This window comes from Rhodococcus sp. W8901 (genome assembly GCF_013348805.1).
GTDB lineage: Bacteria > Actinomycetota > Actinomycetes > Mycobacteriales > Mycobacteriaceae > Prescottella.
The window spans coordinates 488,940-504,107 of the sequence record NZ_CP054690.1 but is presented as its reverse complement, the minus strand read 5'-3'; the positions used below and the strand labels follow the sequence as shown (position 1 = coordinate 504,107).

General features: G+C 67.2%; 15 protein-coding genes. 6 read left to right on the top strand and 9 right to left on the bottom strand.

Going from position 1 to position 15,168, the window contains the following annotated elements; all coding sequences use genetic code 11:
- Window positions 1–3: 3 nt before the first annotated feature.
- A complete protein-coding gene (locus tag HUN07_RS02275) occupies window positions 4–498 on the bottom strand; it encodes a COG4315 family predicted lipoprotein (protein WP_174907676.1) in 495 nt (164 codons plus the stop codon).
- Between the two features lie 78 nt (window positions 499–576).
- On the opposite strand from HUN07_RS02275, the gene HUN07_RS02270 reads away from it, so the two are divergent.
- Both HUN07_RS02270 and HUN07_RS02265 read left to right on the top strand, forming a co-directional pair.
- Window positions 577–1,386 carry a helix-turn-helix domain-containing protein gene (locus tag HUN07_RS02270; protein ID WP_174907674.1) on the top strand — a complete coding sequence of 270 codons (810 nt, stop codon included), beginning with the start codon at window positions 577–579 and terminating at the stop codon, window positions 1,384–1,386.
- Complete coding sequence (locus HUN07_RS02265; RefSeq protein WP_174907673.1) at window positions 1,383–1,940, top strand: TIGR03086 family metal-binding protein; 558 nt, start codon at window positions 1,383–1,385, stop codon at window positions 1,938–1,940. The genes HUN07_RS02270 and HUN07_RS02265 overlap by 4 nt, the downstream gene beginning before the upstream one ends.
- Window positions 1,941–1,963: 23 nt before the next feature.
- Here HUN07_RS02265 and ctaD read toward each other — a convergent pair whose 3' ends face one another.
- The gene (gene ctaD, locus HUN07_RS02260; protein WP_174907671.1) at window positions 1,964–3,763 is read right to left on the bottom strand and encodes an aa3-type cytochrome oxidase subunit I; all 1,800 of its coding nucleotides are present in this window, start codon (window positions 3,761–3,763) and stop codon (window positions 1,964–1,966) included.
- Between the two features lie 210 nt (window positions 3,764–3,973).
- Here ctaD and gluQRS point away from each other — a divergent pair, with 210 nt between their 5' ends.
- From gluQRS to HUN07_RS02240, 4 genes are all read left to right on the top strand, one after another.
- Window positions 3,974–4,888 carry a tRNA glutamyl-Q(34) synthetase GluQRS gene (gluQRS, locus tag HUN07_RS02255; protein WP_174907669.1) on the top strand — a complete coding sequence of 305 codons (915 nt, stop codon included), beginning with the start codon at window positions 3,974–3,976 and terminating at the stop codon, window positions 4,886–4,888.
- Window positions 4,889–4,997: 109 nt separating this feature from the next.
- Window positions 4,998–5,915: a hypothetical protein gene (locus HUN07_RS02250; RefSeq protein ID WP_174907668.1), complete on the top strand. Its 918-nt coding sequence runs from the start codon at window positions 4,998–5,000 to the stop codon at window positions 5,913–5,915.
- A gap of 68 nt (window positions 5,916–5,983) precedes the next feature.
- Window positions 5,984–6,478: a DUF4282 domain-containing protein gene (locus HUN07_RS02245; protein ID WP_174907666.1), complete on the top strand. Its 495-nt coding sequence runs from the start codon at window positions 5,984–5,986 to the stop codon at window positions 6,476–6,478.
- A gap of 128 nt (window positions 6,479–6,606) precedes the next feature.
- Window positions 6,607–7,359 (top strand): queuosine precursor transporter, encoded by a 753-nt coding sequence (locus HUN07_RS02240; protein ID WP_174907664.1) that lies wholly within the window; start codon window positions 6,607–6,609, stop codon window positions 7,357–7,359.
- Here the strand turns inward: HUN07_RS02240 and tgt are convergent.
- The 7 genes from tgt to HUN07_RS02205 form a co-directional block, all read right to left on the bottom strand.
- On the bottom strand, window positions 7,326–8,603 hold the full coding sequence (gene tgt, locus HUN07_RS02235) for a tRNA guanosine(34) transglycosylase Tgt (protein ID WP_254622745.1): 1,278 nt from the start codon (window positions 8,601–8,603) through the stop codon (window positions 7,326–7,328). The genes HUN07_RS02240 and tgt overlap by 34 nt on opposite strands.
- A gap of 43 nt (window positions 8,604–8,646) precedes the next feature.
- On the bottom strand, window positions 8,647–9,486 hold the full coding sequence (locus tag HUN07_RS02230; protein WP_114721367.1) for a class I SAM-dependent methyltransferase: 840 nt from the start codon (window positions 9,484–9,486) through the stop codon (window positions 8,647–8,649).
- 182 nt (window positions 9,487–9,668) lie between these two features.
- Window positions 9,669–10,481, bottom strand: a complete 813-nt coding sequence (locus HUN07_RS02225) for an ABC transporter ATP-binding protein (RefSeq protein WP_174907661.1) — start codon at window positions 10,479–10,481, stop codon at window positions 9,669–9,671.
- Window positions 10,478–11,368 (bottom strand): ABC transporter permease, encoded by an 891-nt coding sequence (locus tag HUN07_RS02220; RefSeq protein WP_254622744.1) that lies wholly within the window; start codon window positions 11,366–11,368, stop codon window positions 10,478–10,480. The genes HUN07_RS02225 and HUN07_RS02220 overlap by 4 nt, the downstream gene beginning before the upstream one ends.
- Window positions 11,365–12,390, bottom strand: a complete 1,026-nt coding sequence (locus tag HUN07_RS02215; RefSeq protein ID WP_114721371.1) for an ABC transporter substrate-binding protein — start codon at window positions 12,388–12,390, stop codon at window positions 11,365–11,367. Before HUN07_RS02215 ends, HUN07_RS02220 begins: the two co-directional genes overlap by 4 nt.
- Before the next feature lie 83 nt (window positions 12,391–12,473).
- Window positions 12,474–13,529, bottom strand: coding sequence for a 3-keto-5-aminohexanoate cleavage protein (locus HUN07_RS02210; RefSeq protein WP_114724619.1), 1,056 nt, complete (start codon window positions 13,527–13,529; stop codon window positions 12,474–12,476).
- A 337-nt stretch (window positions 13,530–13,866) separates the two neighbouring features.
- Entirely contained in the window at window positions 13,867–14,889 is a 1,023-nt protein-coding gene (locus HUN07_RS02205; RefSeq protein ID WP_174907659.1) for an AraC family transcriptional regulator, read from the bottom strand.
- Window positions 14,890–15,168 lie beyond the last annotated feature (279 nt).

Genomic DNA, 15,168 nt, shown 5'->3' with positions numbered 1-15,168 from the left:
CGCTCACCCACCCGGCGCGTTGGTGATCTTCTCGCCGGCGGGGTTGAGCGCCCACCACAGGTTGTCCATCCCCTGACCGGCCACCGAACCGGGCCGCGGATCGCCCGCGAACAGGTACAGCGGCATTCCGTTGACGGTGACCTGGTTGCCGCCCTGCGGCCCCGGGATGGTGCCGATGACGCCGGCGACGCCCAGCACCTCCGGCTTGGGCGTATCACTGGTCACCGGCGGCCACATCTGCAGGCAGACCGCGTCGCACGCGCTGGCGTTGGTACCGGGCTCGTCGCGGTCGTACGCGTACACCGTCATGTCGTCGGTATTCACCACGATCTGGCCGATGCTCGACTCGCCCGTCGACAGCACGGGGCCCGCCGCGGGCACCGTCGTCGGCATCGGGGTGGTGCTGGGAGTCGGGCCCGAGTTGTTGTTGTCGGAGCATCCGACCAACATGGCGCCCGCCGCCAATGCGGCGAGCGAGATAAGCACGGCTCTTCTCATGCCGGAACTCCTCTTCTCTGGTTCGGCCCAAGCCGGTTCGTGCGCGGGATGTCGGTGCCCGCTCCTACGCTGAGCGGCATGGGGTGGTATTCGCCGACCGCGGTCGCACCGGACCTGGCCGACGCGCTCGTGTGCGCGTGGTCCGCGCGCGCCGAGGGGCACCACCTTCTCGTGCCGGACGGCTGCATCGACGTGCTGTGGATCGCCGGTGCCGGTATCCGGGTGTGCGGCCCGGAGACATCGGCGTGGTCGTTCACGTTGCCGCCGGGCAGCGAGTCGTTCGGCATCCGGTTCCGGCCGGGCACGGCCCCGCACGTGCTGCGCACCTCCGCCGCACACATCCGCGACATCCGGGTCTCACTCGAGGACGTCCTCGGGTCCGCCTCCGAACGCGTGCTCGTCGATCGACTCGAGCACGCGGGCGACACCACCGAACGGCTGACCATCCTGCAGGACGCCGGTCGGCGGTGGCTCGTCTCACGGCCCCAGCCCGACCCTCTCGCGGCCCGGATCACGTCCGCGCTGGCCACTCGCTCGTGGAGCGTCGAGGAGTTGGCGGACGCGTCGGCGATGACCAGCCGCCAACTGCACCGCCGCTGCAACGACGCGTTCGGGTACGGGCCGTCGACGCTGCGATCGATCCTCCGTCTGCAGCGGTTCATGGCGTTGGCCCGGGCCGATCGCCGGCGGGGACTGGCGGCGCTCGCGACCGAGGCCGGATACAGCGACCAGGCGCACCTGTCGCGAGAGTGTCGCCGCATCGCGTCGCTCACGCCCACCGACCTGCTCGCCGGCGAGGCCCCCGACTGGCACGGCGACGCGTCGGTCCTCGATGTCCGATCGGTGCAAGACCGCACCGTCCCCGAGAACGGAGAATCGGCCGCATGACAATCACCGAAACCACACCGGACCTGTACCGACGTCTCGCCGCAGCGCTCACCGAGCGGGTCGACGCGGTGCCCACCAACCGCTGGGACAGCCCCTCGCCGTGCGACGGCTGGACCACCCGCGACGTGGTCGACCACGTCGTCGGTACGCAGGCGAAGATGATGGGCGTCGTGGGACTGTCCATCCCGCCCGGCCCGTCCGCCGCCACCGATCCGGCGGGCGCCTGGCGGCACACCCGGGATGCGGTCCAGGCGATCCTCGACGATCCCGCGAAGGCGGCGCTCGAATACGACGGTCACTTCGGGCGCACCGATCTGGCCTCGACGATCCGCACCTTCTACTGCTTCGACCTCGTCGTTCACGGCTGGGACATCGCCCACGCGGCAGAATTGGACACGACGATTCCGGAGCAGGACCTCGACATGGTCGGCGCGATCATCGCGCAACTCGGCGACTCGCTGCACATGGACGGTGTTTGCGGCCCGGCCGTCGAGGTGCCCGCGGACGCCGATCGGCAGACGCGCAGCCTCGCGGCCCTGGGGCGCAAGGCCTGAGTGAACCGTCCGCCGCGGCGGCGTCATGTGTCGTCGCGGTGCCGGCCGGGGTCGTGTCGTTCTTCCTCGGGCGGCGGCTCACGGTCGCTGTCCGCCTCCCGATCACTGCTCTCGATCACCGCCGTCACCGCGCGGCCGGCGCTGCCCGGACCCACGTGGGCCTCCGCCCGTAGCCGTTCCACCATGTGCGGGTAGTGCAACTCGAATGCGGGCCGCTCCGAACGGATTCGGGGCAGCTCGGTGAAGTTGTGCCGCGGCGGCGGGCACGTCGTGGCCCACTCGAGGGAGTTGCCGTAACCCCACGGGTCGTCGGCCGTGGCGATAGTGCCGTAGCGGAAGCTCTTGAAGACGTTCCACAGGAACGGCAGGGTCGACGCACCCAGGATGAACGAACCGACCGTCGACACCGAGTTCAGCACGGTGAAACCGTCGGACGGCAGATAGTCGGCGTACCGGCGCGGCATGCCTTCTGCGCCGAGCCAGTGCTGCACGAGGAACGTGGTGTGGAAGCCGATGAACGTCAGCCAGAAGTGCCACCTCCCCAGTCGCTCGTCGAGGAACCGGCCCGTCATCTTGGGGAACCAGAAGTAGATGCCGGCATACGTGGCGAACACGATCGTGCCGAACAGGACGTAGTGGAAGTGCGCGATCACGAAATACGAGTCGGTGACGTGGAAGTCGATCGGCGGGCTCGCGAGCAGGACTCCCGACAGACCACCGAACAGGAACGTGACGATGAACCCGATCGAGAACAGCATGGCGGATTCGAACGTCAACTGGCCCCGCCACATCGTGCCGATCCAGTTGAAGAACTTCACGCCGGTCGGCACCGCGATGAGGAATGTCATGAACGAGAAGAACGGCAGCAGCACGGCACCCGTCGCATACATGTGGTGTGCCCACACCGCAACGGACAGAGCGGAAATCGCGATCGTTGCGTAGACCAGTCCCGTGTAACCGAAGATCGGCTTGCGCGAGAACACCGGCAGAATCTCGGAGATGATGCCGAAGAACGGCAGCGCGACGATGTACACCTCGGGGTGACCGAAGAACCAGAACAGGTGCTGCCACAACAGGGTTCCGCCGGTCGCGGGGTCGTAGACGTTCGCTCCCACCACGCGATCGGCGAACAGGCCCATCAGCGCCGAGGTGAGGATCGGGAACGCCACCAGGATCAGGATGCTGGTGATGAAGATGTTCCACGTGAAGATCGGCATCCGGAACATCGTCATGCCGGGCGCACGCAGACAGATCACCGTGGTGATCATGTTGACCGCACCGAGGATCGTGCCCAGACCGCTGAGGGCCAGGCCCATGATCCACAGGTTGCCGCCCATCCCGGGCGAATGGAGAACATCACTGAGCGGCGTGTAGCCCGTCCAACCGAAGTCGGCCGCACCGCCGGGGGTAATGAACCCGGCCGACGCGATGATGCCGCCGAACAGGAACGCCCAGTAGCTGAATGCGTTGAGCCGCGGAAACGCGACGTCGGGTGCACCGATCTGCAGCGGCAGGATGAAGTTCGCGAAACCGAATACGATCGGCGTCGCGTACAGCAGCAACATGATCGTGCCGTGCATCGTGAACAGCTGGTTGTACTGCTCGTTCGAGAGGAACTGCAGCCCCGGCAAGGCGAGTTCGGCACGCATCAGCAGCGCCAGCAGCCCACCGAACATGAAGAAGGCGAACGACGTGATCAGGTACATGATCCCGATCACCTTGGGATCCGTCGTCGTGATCACGCGGTAGAAGACCGCGCCCTTACGGGCAAACCTGGCCGGATACGGCCGAACCGCAACAGGTTTCGACGCGACGGTTGCCACCGCTCCTCCTGACCGCGGGCCCCGCAATCGAGGCGCACTCCTCGTCGAAGCGTGACCGGTCACGGTCTGCTCGGGACATCTGATCGGCAGGCGGCAACCGGCACAAGCTCAGCACTGTGGACGCTACGCCTTCCACCCGCGCTTGGCTACGGATCCGGCGGCCCCGGACCGAGTCCCGAACAGTCGCACCCGCCTCGATAAGCTGCGGCAATGCCGAACGAGGTCGACGGATCAACGCATGCGGGACGATTCGCCCCCTCCCCCTCCGGCGACCTGCATCTGGGCAACCTGCGAACCGCACTGCTGGCCTGGCTGTTCGCGCGGTCCACGGGGCGCCGCTTCCTGGTCCGGGTCGAGGACCTGGACCGGGTGCGTCCGGGCGCCGAGGAACGCCAGCTCGACGATCTCGCGGCACTGGGTCTGGACTGGGACGGCGACGTCGTCCACCAGTCCGCGCGGCTGCCGTTGTACGACGCCGCGATCGCCCGACTGCAGCGCGCCGGACTGACCTACGAGTGTTTCTGCACTCGCAAGGAGATCCTGAAGGCGGCCTCGGCTCCGCACGCACCCGCCGGCGCCTATCCCGGAACGTGCCGCGACCTGAGTCCGTCCGAACGCGACGAGCGGCGGGCGACGGGACGGCCGCCGGCGCTGCGGCTGCGGGCGGGCACCGATTTGTTCACGGTGGAGGACGTCCTGCACGGCACCTACACCGGGACGGTCGACGACCTCGTCCTCCGGCGCGGCGACGGCGTCCCCGCCTACAACCTCGCGGTGGTGGTCGACGACGCCGCGCAGGGCATCGACCAGGTGGTGCGCGGCGACGACCTGCTGTCGTCGGCACCGCGGCAGGCGTACCTCGCGGGCCTCCTGGGCCTGCCCGCACCCGCGTACGCCCACGTGCCGTTGGCGCTGAACGCGGAAGGGAAGCGTCTGGCCAAGCGCGACGGCGCCGTCACCCTCGCAGACCAGGCGGGTCTGGGCCACACGCCCCGAGACGTACTCGGCATGCTCGCCCGATCGCTGGGAATGACCGACGACGAGGAGTCGGTGACCCCGCAACAGCTTCTCGATCGGTGGGATCCGAAAGCCCTTTCGCTCGATCCCTGGGTTTACGGCATGTGAATCTCCGCCGACGGACCACCCAAACAGACCACTCGCGACGTAGGGTCACGGACGAGAAATTCATCTTCGCCGCGAGCAGTACCCCGACGACGAGAACCAAGGTGCACACATGACCAGTGGTGGACAGGACCCGAATCAGAACCCGGAGGGCGGCAACAACGAGCCGCAGCAGGGTGGCACACCGCCGCCTCCGGGGAGCTACCCGCCCCCGCCCGGTGCCACGCCTCCCCCGCCGGGTCCCGGCGGTGGCTACCCGCCCCCGCCCGGGAGCTATCCGCCGCCGCCCGGTCCCGGCGGTGGCTACCCGCCCCCGCCCGGCAACTTCCCACCGCCCCCGCCCGCATTCGATGCCGGCTACGGCCAACTGCAGCACGTCGACGGCCTCAGCGTCGGCGCCGCCATCTCCTACGGATGGCGGAAGTTCGCGGGGAACGCCGGGATCTGGGTTCTGATCATGCTGATCGCGGCCGTAATCCAGGCCGTGCTCGGGATGATCTTCGACAGGTCGCCCGAAGTGGCGGCCGACGGGACGATCGACTGGTCACCCATGTTCTCGCTGTGGGGGATCATCGGCCTGATCGTGACCACAGTCGTGGGCTACCTCATCCAAGCGGCGATGATCGGCGGCGCGCTGCACGAGACGTCCGGCACGAAACCGTCGATCGGGTCGTTCTTCCAGTTCGCGAACGTCGGAGCGGTCGTCCTGGCCAGCTTCCTCGTCGGCCTGCTCAGCGCGGTCGGCTTCATCCTGCTGGTCATCCCGGGCATCATCGTGGTCTTCCTGACCTGGTGGACACTGCAGTTCGTGATCGACCAGAACCAGGATGCGGTCACCGCGATCAAGTCCAGCTTCCGCGCGATCTCGTCGAACTGGGGCCCCCTGCTGCTGCTCGCCCTCGCGTTGGTGGGCCTGAACATACTCGGCGCAATCCCGTTGGGCCTGGGTCTGTTCATCACGATCCCGATGACGATCATCGCGTCGACATACGCGTACCGCGTAACGGTCGGAGGACGCGTAGCACCCTGACCATAAAAAAACCGACCTCGCCGTATTGTGTTGATGCTCGACGCCTGACATGAACGACGAGGGGAAACATGAATACCGGCGACACTCACGATCCGAACAACTCCGGCGGCTTCGGCGGCCCGCCCATGCCGCCGCCCGGCGGCACACCGCCGTCCGGTCCGGGCTACCCCGGACCCGGCTACCCCGGACCCGGCTACCCCGGACAGCCGCCCGGAGCCGGGTTCGGCGGATTCGCGCCGGCACCCCCGGCACCGCAGGGCCCGCCCCTTGGACCGCCCCCGACCAGCTTCTTCTCCGCGCTGTTCGACTACAACTTCAACAGCTACGTCACGCCGAAGGTCGTCAAGGTCGTCTACATTCTGGTGACCATCGCCCTCGGGCTGATGGTCGTCGTCTGGACGATCGCTGGATTCGCCTCCGAGAGCCCAGCTATCGGACTCGTGGCGTTGCTCGGTGGTTCCCTGTTCTTCATCGTGATGCTCGCGCTCGCCCGCATCAGTCTCGAGTTCTACGTCGCGGTGATCAAGATTTCCGAGGACGTCAAGGAAATCAAGCGCCGCTGACCGCAGCCCTGTGCGCCGCGCACTTACCGCCCCGGGGAGACCAGCCTCGCCGGGGCGGTAAGTGCGCAAAACGGGCGGACACGGGGTGCGGATCGCCGTCACACCACGCCTAATGTTTGGATGGCGCGGTGACAGAGCCAGTGCAGTCCCGATCCACCCTTTCCGAACCAGCGGCATTTGCCCACGTCAGCCGCGGTTACTACGCCACCATCGTGGCGTTGTTCACGATGACTCTGTTGATCTCGAATATCTGCGCGACCAAGGGGGTCGCGTTCTTCGTGGATCAGGACGTTACGTTCGGCCCGTTCCAGGTCCTGCCGATCATCACCGACGGCGGGTTCTTCCTGTTCCCGCTCGCGTACGTCCTCGGCGACGTCCTGAGCGAGGTGTACGGCTTCAAGGCCACCCGCCGCGCGATCTACATGGGCTTCGGTGCGCTGCTGCTGGCGGCGCTGAGCTTCTGGATCACCCAGCAGCTGCCAGCGGCCGACTTCTACGAGAACCAGGCCGCGTTCGACGCCGTCGTCGGCGTGGTGCCGCGGCTGCTGATCGCCGGGCTCGCCGGCTACCTCGTCGGGCAGTTGCTCAATTCCGCCGTCCTCGTGCTCATCAAGGAACGCACCCGGGAGCAGCACCTGTGGGCGCGGCTGATCGGTTCGACGGTGGTGGGCGAGTTCGCCGACACGGTCATCTTCTGCTCCATCGCGGCCGGAGCGATCGGCATCTCCACGTGGGACGACTTCATCAACTACGTGATCGTCGGCTTCGTGTGGAAGACCCTCGTCGAGATCGTCGTGATGCCCGTGACGTACCGCGTGATCGCGTTCGTGAAGAAGCGCGAACCGACCTACGCGCCGGTGGACGACGGCTTGCTGCCGTAGAACCGGCCCAGCATCTCGCGCTTGTACTCCTCGAAGTAGCCGCCCTCGATGCTCTCCCGGATCCGATCGACGAGCCGCACGGTGAACCGCTCGTTGTGGATGGTGCAGAGCGTCGAGGCCAGCATCTCCTTCGCCTTGAACAGGTGGTGGATGTACGCGCGCGTGTAGTTGGCGCACGTGTAGCAGTCGCACTCGTCGTCGATCGGGGTGAAGTCGCGACGGAACCGCGCCGTGTTGATGTTGAAGCGGCCGTCCGGGTGGTAGATCGCGGCGTTGCGGGCGACGCGGGAAGGGTTGACGCAGTCGAACGTGTCGGCGCCGTTCTCGATCGCGACGAACATGTCGTCGGGCTCGCTGATGCCGAGCATGTGCCGCGGCTTGTGCTCGGGCAGTTCCTCGTTGACCCAGCGCACGATGGTGCCGAGATTCTGCTTCTCGAGCGCGCCGCCGATGCCGTAGCCGTCGAAACCGCGCCCGCTCACACCGGTGATGGACTCGAGCCCGCGGGCGGCCTGGCGGCGCAGGTCCTCGTACTGCGCACCCTGCACCACACCGAACAAAGCCTGGTACGGCCGGTGCGCGCGCTCGGCGGTGAGCTTCTCGTGCTCGGCGATGCACCGCACCGCCCACGCCTGCGTGCGCTCGACCGACTGCTCCTGGTAGCCGCGGGTGTTCAGCAGCGTCGTCAGCTCGTCGAACGCGAACATGATGTCGGCGCCCAACTGGTGCTGGATCTGCATCGACACCTCGGGGGTGAACCGGTGCGCCGAGCCGTCGAGGTGCGACTTGAACGTCACGCCGTCGTCGTCGACGTGCGCCAGACGCTCCTTGCCGGCCGCGATGACGTCGTCGGACTGCACACCGACGGCCTCCATCGCCAGCACCTTCTTGAAGCCGACACCGAGGGACATCACCTGGAAGCCGCCACTGTCGGTGAATGTCGGGCCGTCCCAGTTCATGAACTTCCCGAGCCCGCTTGCCTCGTCGATGATGTCGGGGCCGGGCTGCAGGTACAGGTGGTAGGCGTTGGCGAGCACCGCCTGCGCACCGAGGTCCTTGATGGCCTCGGGCAGCACGGCCTTGACGGTGGCCTTGGTGCCGACCGCGATGAACGCCGGGGTCCGGATGTCGCCGTGCGGGGTGTGGATGGTGCCGGTGCGGCCCAGCTTGTCGGGCAGGCGAGTGCCCACCGTGAAGAACGGATCGGGCGGGGTGGGCACTGCGTCGTTCGTCTGGCCAGGCACGGGGTCACTCACCTGGCCATACTGTCACAGCTCCGCGGGTGAGTTACGCGCGCTCGACCGCGGTGAGCAGCAGATACTCCCAGTCCATCGCGAACGCACCCGCGCCGACGTCGAACTGTCGGGCCAGGTCCACGAGATCGCGATCCAGCGCGGCGACCTTGTCGGGCTCGCCCGATATCGCCTTGTACACCGCGATCGTGGGACCGTAGTTGGCCTTGAAGTAGTCCCGGAACGCCTCGGGACCATCGAAGTGGTCGACCCGGACGGTGTCCCGGTGCGCGACGACGTCGGTGACCCGGTCCCCGAGAAGCTCGCGGACGTGAGTTTCGTCGCCCCACAGCGGCGGCGGCTGCGCGCCGGGCGGTGGCGGCGGCGCATACGGCTTCATGGCCGCGAACATCCGGCCGATGAACCCGGCGGGCGTCCAGCTGAGCAGCCCGATCGTGCCGCCGGGCCGACACACCCGGATCAACTCGTCGGCGCTGTTCTGGTGGTGCGGCGCGAACATCACCCCGAGGCACGACGTCACGACGTCGAACTCGTCGTCCGGGAACGGCAACGCCTCCGCGTCGCCGGCGCGCCACTCGAGTTGGGCACCGCGCTTGGCGGCCAGCTCGCGGCCCGCGTCGAACAGTTCGGGGGTCAGATCGGATGCCACGACGTCGGCGCCGGTCAGCGCCGCGGGAATCGCGACATTGCCGGTACCCGCACCGACGTCGAGGACCCGCTGCCCGCTGCGCACGCCGCACGCCCGGACCAGCACTGCCCCCAGATCAGGGATCACGTCCGCCGCGACCGCCGGATAGTCGCCCGACGCCCACATTGCACGATGTTTGGCCTTGAGCACGCGGTCTGCTTCCTTCGCTACCAGTGATTCAGTCATGGTTCGAGCCTGCGCCCCGACGGCATCGGGAACAAGGGCCCCCAGGGGTGGCCCGCGCGCACCCCGCGGCGCGGATGCGACATGGCCCGAATCTGCCGTCCGATGATTCCGGTCGGGACTGAGACAGGGGCCGGCCCGTTGTCCGGGCCGGCCCCTGTTGCTGTCCGGGGTGTGTGTTGCGGTCAGTGCTGATTGAGCGTTTCGCGCAGTTCGGCGAGCATGTCCCGGTACTCGGCGGAGCTCTCGGTGTCGATGGCGTCGCGGGGCCGGTCGAGTTCTACCTTCGTGTCGATCACGATGCGACCTTCACGCATCGCGACGACGCGATCGGCGATCAGCAGCGCCTCGTTGAGGTCGTGGGTGACGAACACAACGGTCTGCCGTTCCTGGCTCCACACGTTGAGGAATTCGTCGCGCACCACGTCACGTGTCTGCGCGTCGAGGGCGGAGAACGGCTCGTCCATCAGGATCAGGGCGGGTTTCATCACCCAGGTCCGGGCCAGGGCGACCCGCTGGCGCATGCCCTGTGACAGCTGCCAGGGGTAGCGGTCGGCCGCCGACTCGAGGCCGACTCTGCGCAGCATGTCCATCGCGCGTTCGCGCCGCTCGGTCTTGTCGACGTGCGCGATCTCCATGCCCAGCTCGACGTTGCGCAGCGCAGTCCGCCACGGGTAGAGCGCGTCGCGGGCGAACATGTAGCCCATCTGCGAGCGCGCCTGGGCCGGGCTGGTGCCCAGCACCGACACCGAACCGGTGGTCGGCTGGATCAGTCCGCCCATCAGGTTCAGCGCGGTGGTCTTGCCGCAGCCGCTGTGCCCGACCAAGACCAGCAGCTCGCCCCGCTTGCCGGTGATCGACAGGTCCCGAACACCCGAGTAGGTGGTCGCACCCGGCGGGGTGTAATCCAGTGTCGCGGAGCGGATCTCGAAGGCCGGATCCTCGATGGTGGTGGCGCCGACGGCGCCCGTTGTCGTCACGTCCGTATGCGTCATCATGAGTCCTGAGGGGGTTGCCAACGGAGAATCGCCTTTTCGATCCGGCCCGACGCCGCATTGAACGCCGCCGCGATGATCGCCAGCACGATCAGCGCCGCATAGACGGTGCCGAGGTCGAAGGCGGCCGAGGACGCGGAGATCTGCTGGCCCAGGCCGGCCGTGGACGCGATCAGCTCCGCGCCGACCACGCCGAGCAGCGAGTAGATCAGGCCCAGTCGCAGGCCCGCGAAGATCGAGGGAACCGCCACCGGCAGCAGCACCTTGTAGAAGCGCTGCCACTTGTTCGCGCCCATCACCACCGACAGTCGCAGCAACTCCGGGTCCGCGCTGGCGACACCCGCACGGGTGTTGATGGTGATGATGAACACCACCAGCGTGAAGGCCAGCACGATCTTCGACGTCGACCCGATGCCGAAATAGATCACGAACACCGGGGCCAGCGCGATGCGCGGCATGGCGTTGATCGCGTCCAGGAACGGGGAGACCACCGCCTCCACACTCGGGGACAGCGCCAGGCCGATGCCCACGGCGATGCCGATCACGGCACTGGCGACCAGCGCGATCAACGCCGCCGACACCGTCGACCACAGATCCGGCCAGAAGGTGCCCTTGTCCTGCCAGGCCACGAACGCCTTCCACACCAGCTGCGGGTTCGAGACCACCAGCTTGTTGCTGCCGGCGAAGTTGTAGCTGAGCTGCCACAGTCCCAGCAGCGCGGCCAGGAGCAGGATCTGCACCGCCAGCAGCGGCCCGCCCGACAGCTTGGCCTTCACACCGGTCGCGCCGACAACGACCTTCTTCTTTTTCTTGGCATCGGCGGCACGTTTGCCGCCCGCCGTCACGGCCGCGCCGGCGGCCGCGGTGGGGGTTGTCGAGGTCACACTCATCGCGGATCGCCGCCTGCACACGGCGCGTGGACGGTGTCGGCAAAGTCCGGCACCTGGGGAGCAGGCGAGCCTGCCAGCGGCGCCTGCGCCGCCCAGGAATCCTCGGTGATGGTGAAGGGCAGGTAGACGTCCTTGATGGACTCCCACAGCGCGGGCGCACCCTCGGGCGAGACGCCGACGAGCTCACCGAGCCACTTGGCCATCGTCGCCGCGTTCTGCGGGTCCCGCGAGTAGTCGTAGGCGTCCCACATGGCCTTGCAGTAGTTCAGCACGTCGTTGGGGCGCTGCTCGATCGTGTCGCACGACGCGGACGGATAACCCTGGACCAGCGGCGAGAGTGCGTTGCCGTCCCGGCCGACGATGTCGGTGACGCGGGTGACCTTCGACGGGGGCAGCTGCTCCTCCATCGTCGGGCCGTAGTACATGGCGTCGACCTGCTTGGCGTTGAAGGCCTGGATGGCGGTCGCGGGAGCGCCGACGGCCACGAACGTGACATCCTTCGCGGGGTCCAGGCCCGCCTCGTTCAGCAGCTCGGTGATCCACAGCTCCATGCCGGAGCCGCGGGAGGTGACGCCAATGGTCTTGCCCTGGAGGCTCTTCATGGTGGTGTCGGGATCGGTGGGGTCGCCCTTGATCTCCGTGCCGGGCTGCGCGATGACATCCAGCGTGTTGCCCAGGGTGGAGCCGAGCGCCTTCACGCAGGCGCCCTTGTCGACCGCCGGCCACAGCGTGCCGGGCACCATGGTGCCGACCGTGAGGTCATTGGAGATGACGGCGGCGGACTGCGCGGTGGTCAACGACGGGGGCATCAACTCGACATTGACGCCACGCTTGTCGAAGAACCCCTCATTCTCGGCGACGACCGCGATCAGGTCGCCAGGCACACCCTGGGTGACGCCGACCTTCATCACGGAACCGTCTGCGGCCGAAGTGTTCCCGCCACATGCTCCCAGGGTGATCGCGCCGACAGCGGTTGCGGCGATCGCAACCGTCTTGGCCGCACGCGTGCGGAATGTGCTCATCTAAAGTCCTCTGATTGCTGAAGTTGGCGGAGGCGGGGATACACGCCGCGTCCTGCCCAACGAAGGCTTCCGCTGCTGAATTGTCAGGCGTGCTGGGTGAAGCCGACCTGGCCGGGGCGACGGTTCGGGGCGTAACCGAGCTCGGCGAGGGTCTCGTCGGCGTTCGCGTAGGTGGTGCCGATCTTGTAGATGTCGCGAGCCTCCTTGCCCGTGGCAACCTCACGGCCGAGCTCCTTGGCGACCCGCACCAGCTGACGGACCTGCTCGGCCGAGGTGATCTTGACCTCGCCGCTCGGCGCCCACAGGTTGTCCTCGTTACCGCAGCGCGGGTGCAGACCCATCGCGATCGCCATCGTGTTCACCGGCAACACGCTGCGCATCAGCGTCTCCAGCGTCAGGCACGCGCCGTCCGGAACCCGATTGATGAACTGCATCATGTTGTACGGGTTCGGGCCGTCGAAGCCACCACCGATCGCCACCCAGGTCAGGTTCAACGGACCGGTGTACACGCCCCGACGGATCAACCGCTCCACCGTCTCGAGCTGCGGAATCGACGAAAGCTGGAAATGCGGCTGGATCCCCGCCGCCTGCAGACGACGCAGGTGCTCCTCGACCCACTCGGGGCCGGCGGGAACCGTCATCTCACGGTAGGTCGAGGCGAGCTCGGCGTTCTCCAGAGAGGTGCCCTTGATGTCGCCCGGCGTCATCAACTCCATGATGTTCATCTGGCTGGTGTTGATCGCGATCGTGACCTGGTCCGGCTTCGGATCCAACTCGGCGAGCATGTGCCGGACATCATCCGAGAGCCACTTCGCATCCGCGCCTTCACCTTCCGGCGCGAACGAGATCGAACCACCGACCTGCAGGATCATGTCCGGCACCGCCTCACGCAGGCGACCGAGGAGCTCGTTGAACTTCGACAGCCGCTTGGAGCCCTTACCGTCCTCCTCACGGACATGGATGTGCAGCACCGTCGCGCCGGCCTCGTAGCAGTCCACCGCCTGCTGGACATGCTCGTCCATCGTCAACGGCAGATCCTCCGGGAAGTCCTCCACCGCCCACTCCGGGCCGTACGGCGCGACAGTGATAACCAGCTTCTCCTGGTTCTCCGGGAACAGTGCGTCATCGTGGAAATGCATTGTGGAACTCCGTTCGTGGAAGAGAGGCGCCAGCCGAGAACACGGACTGGGCCACCGCGCGATATGCCGTCACGCCCGATCGGCCATCTGGGCGACACCACACGCGGCTGCGGGGTGATGGCGATCACAGTAGCCCGGAGACGGGGCTCAAACTTGACGGTTTGGGTCGCAACTCTTGACCGATTGGGATCGTTTGTGAATCGGCGCGCGCCACCGCGACTCCCCCTCGGCGAAGTCCACACCGATCGCGCTGATATCCGACAGCTTCGCCCACTGCGAAAAGATCAGTCCGGCGCCGAATGCGTCGCCGGAGCATTAAGCGGGACAGAAGGTTTCATCAGCCGGCAGGCGGCGAGAAGGAGGTGTCCGCTGCGGACGTTTTCGCCCAGGCCCGCGGGCTGACGCCGAATCGCTGCCGGAACCACCTCGAGAAGGCACTCAGCTCCGAGAACCCCAACTCCGCAGCGATCTCGGTGAGGGAGCGGTCTCCGTGCTCGATCGCGAGTCGTGCGTGCTCCTTGCGAACGGAGTCGAGAATCGAGGAGTACGAGTCGCCCGAATGAGCCAGATGGCGGTGCAGCGTGCGCCGATCCATGCCCAAGCTGTGCGCGATACGCGAGACCGAGCAGCTCTCCGTGGGCAAGAGCGTGGCGATCAGGTCGCGGACCTGGAGCGAAACCGAGGCCCCGGTGGCCGGGGCCAGCAGCCCTAGATACTCCTGCGCGAAGGGTCGCAGCATCGGGTTGGACAGTGGGTTCGGCGTGTCGAGATCGCTGGCCGGGATGATGATCCCGTCAATCTCATGCCCGAAGACCACGGTTGGGCCGAACACCTGGTGGTGCATCGCGATATCGGGAGGTGCCTCGTGCGCGAAATAGGTGGCCACCGGACGCCAGCCCTCGGGGAGTAGATCCGCGAGAATTCGGAAGACGGACGCGACCACCAGTTCGAGGGATTGGTGCCCCAGGGTGATTCCCGGGGCGGACTGCGCGTGGAAGGTGGCCAGGCCTCTCGACTCGGTCAGACCAAGGCTGATGGCCTCGTTGTGCAGGTTCATGTGGCGCAGGACGATTCCCAACGCACTGCGGACGTCGGGCTCCTCCCGGGCGACGAGCCCCACCGGACCGAGGTTGGACACCCCGCGGTTGCCTGACATCCTGATGCCGAAATCCGCACGGCCCGACTGCGCCGCGGAGATCTCGAGCAAGTGGTCCACCGACTGCGCCGAGATCCACCCGGTGGTGGCTGCGAAGGCGCCCGGGTCGATCCCCGCGACTCGCATCAGCGGGTGGGGGTTCAAACCCACCGACTCCGCCACCTCGACATAGCCGTTCAGAACGGCACTTCTGAGCATCAGCATCCGGGCTCAGTCTCCCCATTGGTCAAGTTTGGCGACCCGCATCGTCAAGTCCGAGTCCGACGCTCTACGATAGCGTGATCGCCATCACCCCGTAGCCACCTGTGATGTCCCCCGACGATCGCCCACGACCGCGATCATCGAAATCGCCGTCAACGACGCCACCAGCACGGGCCTCGTCACGCGCGAGTGCGGGTGGCCACGGGAACACCGCTGCCCGCCAATGCTCAATCGGTCTGCGCTACTCGAAGATTCGGCCGGCTGCCACCCCTTCGCCGATCA